At 33.2% G+C, this 4,089-nt stretch carries 4 protein-coding genes; 3 read left to right on the top strand and 1 reads right to left on the bottom strand.

All coding sequences use genetic code 11. The annotated features are described in order from the left end of the window. Positions 1–330: 330 nt before the first annotated feature. Positions 331–612, top strand: a complete 282-nt coding sequence (locus AC1DJR_RS19795; protein ID WP_002011543.1) for an aspartyl-phosphate phosphatase Spo0E family protein — start codon at positions 331–333, stop codon at positions 610–612. Between the two features lie 29 nt (positions 613–641). On the opposite strand, the gene AC1DJR_RS19800 is transcribed toward AC1DJR_RS19795, so the two are convergent. Further along, positions 642–2,138, bottom strand: coding sequence for a DUF3149 domain-containing protein (locus AC1DJR_RS19800; protein WP_429686951.1), 1,497 nt, complete (start codon positions 2,136–2,138; stop codon positions 642–644). 194 nt (positions 2,139–2,332) lie between these two features. Here AC1DJR_RS19800 and AC1DJR_RS19805 point away from each other — a divergent pair, with 194 nt between their 5' ends. Together AC1DJR_RS19805 and AC1DJR_RS19810 are read left to right on the top strand one after the other, a co-directional pair. Continuing rightward, entirely contained in the window at positions 2,333–2,779 is a 447-nt protein-coding gene (locus tag AC1DJR_RS19805; protein ID WP_002011538.1) for a MarR family winged helix-turn-helix transcriptional regulator, read from the top strand. A 160-nt stretch (positions 2,780–2,939) separates the two neighbouring features. After that, positions 2,940–4,089: M3 family oligoendopeptidase (locus AC1DJR_RS19810; RefSeq protein ID WP_477003317.1), on the top strand; the 1,150-nt coding region annotated here is incomplete at its 3' end.

The following is a 4,089-nucleotide window of genomic DNA, read 5'->3' on the forward strand; positions in this document are numbered from 1 at the left end:
GATTAAAGTTCACTTTATCAATCATCATTATGTTTTGCGTTTTTACATAAATTAAACAAAAAATGTCGAAGAAAAGTACATTGAAAATAGAGAATCCACTGTTTACTGAGTATTTACAAAAAAGAAGATGAAAAAAATGTCTATTATTGCGAATGTATTTACAAAGATAGAATAATTTGTAATAATTCTCAAAGTGAGGGTAAAGATTTGTAAATTACAGGGGAAAAATGTTAAATTTTCTGATTCTTCAATTTTAAATAAAATTAAGTGTTTAAAGGGCTAAAGTAGAAGAGGCGTTGAGAGTATKGAAGAAAAATAAGGGGGATATGGATGTTTACTGTAAAAAGGAAGTACACATTAGAAAAGCTTTCGCATGATATTCATATGAAACGTGAAGAAATGATTCATTTAGGATTAACAAGTGGGTTAAATAGTATGGAGACAATTCAAGTTAGTCAAGAATTGGACAAGCTTATCGTACAGTATCAGCGTTACAAAGAAAAACAAACACCGAAATGGTTTTCAATTATAAAGGTTCCTATTTTTCAAATTGGGTATGAAGGGAAATCAAACAATTTTTGGAGAATGTTTGTAGCTGGTTTTATGAAATAAGTATAATTACCCTTTTAGGATAAGGATAATTATACTATGTGTAATGGAATCTCTATATGAACTGTCGTTCCTTTGTTTTCTTTACTATCAATAAAAATATGCCCATTGTACATCTCTACAATTCGTTTACATATAACAAGCCCAAGACCTGTTCCAGTATCTTTATTAGTAAAGAACGGATGAAAGAGGTGTTTTTGAATATGTTTAGGAATCCCTTTTCCAGTATCAATAATTTGCAAGTGTGCGTGTTTTTCGTTGTTTGTTACTACAATGGTTAATGTATCACCAGAAGCCATGGCTTCAATTGCATTTTTTGTAATGTTTAAAACCACTTGTTTCATATGGTCTTTTGAGCAACGTATATGAACAGGGTGGTCTGGCAAATGTAAATGAAATACAATGTTATGTAGATTCGCTTCAGATTGGATAATTAATGCTACCTCATTAAGAATCGTTCTTACATCATATGTTTGTTCAATGATGGCAGTTGGTTTTCCAAGAATAAGAAATTCGCTTACAATTTCATTAATCCGCTCTATTTCTTGTTCGATTACAGAAAAGTAGAACTGATCCTGTTCATCTTTATATTTCTCTTTTAACAGAGCAACGAGTCCTTTAATTCCAGTAAGAGGGTTACGGATTTCATGAGCTGTACTAGCTGCAAAAGTTCCAACCAATTCAATTTTTTGTAGTTCATTTTGTTGTCTTTCTAGTTTTGTTTGACGTTTTAATAACATATATTGAGCAAGTAAAAATAAAATAGACATTAAAAATAAAGTAGCTATACACTCTATTGAAACTAACTGGTATAAAGTTTGTTGATGAATAGGTAACGGAGAAACAGAGACTTTCCAATTTAATCTTTGGAGTGGGGTAGTAAGCATGTTAGAATGCCCATCGCTTGTTTCGTTATTATCATCGGTTAGAAAAACTACATCATGTTTATCAGTYACTTCGAAATGATATTGTGGTTTAATAGCATTTAAAGAGGCTGAAATGTAGTCAAAGCGTAAACTTGCTAATAATAAGCCTGAGAGTTCCTTTTGTCTATTAAATATTGGAGACGCAATCATAATAGCTTGATGTCCAAGAACGCGATCTGTAATAACTGATGATACAGTTGTTTTCTTAGATTGCAATACATCTTGGATGTATTGGCGGTCAGAAACGTCAATAGGCGGCGAATCGCCTTGGGATGCGAGTGTAATCATCCCATCTGTCGTAGCGTAATATAGACCGGAAAAACGTTCATCATTTCCATCGGTATCATGTACAATCTGTTTAATCCCATTGATGTTTCCAGTTTCGGTCCCTACGACTTTTGCGAGCATTTCTAAGGCAGATATAGCTTCACCAAGGTGATGGTCTAAATAGTCTCTATATAAAAAGAGAACAGTGTGAGCAGATAGTTTGTTTGCCTGTTTCATTTGATAAGTGTGATATGAAAAAAATGTGGCACCAATCCCTATCGTTGGCAGTATAACAAGCAGTATGTAAAAAACTATGCTTTGTAATTTGACTTTCAAATTTGGTACTCCTTCTTTTTTTATTATCATTATATATAAACTATGTTAAAATTGTCATGTTTTTATTCAAGAATCATTTGCATTACATCAGGGAAAGGAAAAGGAATGAGTGAATATTCATTCGGAAGTTGTAATGAGGTGCTACGTTGTTTTTCTTTTTGTTGCGGAGAATTTAAGTGAAGGGTTGAAATGGTATGACATCAAATAATGAGCGAGAAGACATTTCTCAATCTTTAAAAGTATTTATTGCATTATCCCGTGTACATCGTTCTGTTATGGATACTACAAATAAATCCATACAAAGTAACGGATTAAATCCAACTGAGTTTGCTGTATTAGAATTACTATATCATAAAGGAGGCCAACCACTTCAGCAAATCGGTGAGCGTATTTTAATAGCTAGTGGCAGCATTACATACGTTGTAGATAAGCTAGAGAAAAAAGGGCTTGTAAAACGAATTCCATGTCCAAATGACAGGCGTGTTATTTATGCACAATTAACGGAGTCTGGAGAGAGCTTTATTGCTTCTATTTTTCCAGGTCATGAGCAAGTTATATATCAGTCTTTTGAAATGTTAACGAAGGATGAGAAGGATGAATTACTCGAGCTATTGAAAAAAATTGGAAAGTATGAAAAATRATGATATGTTCCAAAGGAGCTTTGGATAAAGAAATCCAAGGCTTTTTTGTGTGCATGTAGTTATGACATCATCTACCGCATTTTGCTGAAGAATAAGAGGAGATTTGTAAGTAAGAATTGAATTATAATAATGATGCATATAATGGAGAGGGGGCTCGTTCATGTCATTTAAAGACTATGAATATAAACGGCCAAATATTGAAGAATTAAAAGGGAAATTTACTGTTGCTTTAGAGAAGTTTGATAACGCAAAAACTGTAGAAGAACAAAAACAAGTTATCAATTCAATTAACGAAATTCGTAATGACTTTGGTACAATGGGGAACCTTTGTTACATTCGTCATTCTGTTGATACGACAGATGCCTTTTATAAGGATGAGCAGGATTTCTTTGATGAATTCTCTCCAGTTGTACAAGGGTATGGTACAAAGTATTATAATGCGTTAATTCATTCTCCATTCCGCGAAGAATTAGAAGCGTATTATGGAAAGCAATTATTTGCTCTAGCTGAATGTGATTTAAAAACATATTCAGATGAAGTAGTGAAAGATTTACAATTAGAGAATAAATTGTCTTCACAATATACACAGTTATTAGCATCTGCAAAGATTGACTTTGCAGGAGAAGAAAGAACGTTATCGCAACTTATTCCGTTTATGCAAGGAAAAGAAAGAAGTGAACGTAAAGCAGCAAGTGAAGCATACTACGGATTTTTAGCTGAGAACGAGGAAGAGTTAGATCGTATTTATGATGATCTTGTTAAAGTGAGAACGAAAATCGCAAAAACACTTGGTTTTAAAAACTTTGTTGAATTAGGATATGCAAGAATGTATCGTACAGATTATAATGCTGAAATGGTAGCGAACTATCGTCAGCAAGTAYTAGATTATATCGTTCCAGTTGCAACCGAGTTAAGAAATAGACAAAAAGCACGCATTGGTGTAGAAAAGCTCGCTTATTATGATGAAAACTTTGAGTTTGCTACAGGTAATCCAACTCCAAAAGGCGATGCAGATTGGATTATTAATCATGGGAAAACGATGTATAAAGAATTATCAGCTGAAACAGATGAGTTTTTTAATTTCATGCTCGATAATGATTTATTAGATTTAGTTGCGAAAAAAGGAAAAGCTGGCGGTGGATATTGTACATATATCGAGAATTATAAAGCGCCATTCATCTTCTCAAACTTTAATGGAACGTCTGGGGACATTGATGTATTAACACATGAAGCTGGCCATGCTTTCCAAGTATATGAAAGTCGTAAGTATGAAATTCCAGAATATAATTGGCCAACATATGAAGCATGTG

The organism is Bacillus sp. 05T31, assembly GCF_056396725.1.

What these genes read in the sequence shown, in the direction of transcription:
- AC1DJR_RS19795 (WP_002011543.1), top strand. Translation starts at nt 331, where the DNA reads ATGTTTACTGTAAAAAGGAAGTACACATTAGAAAAGCTTTCGCATGAT.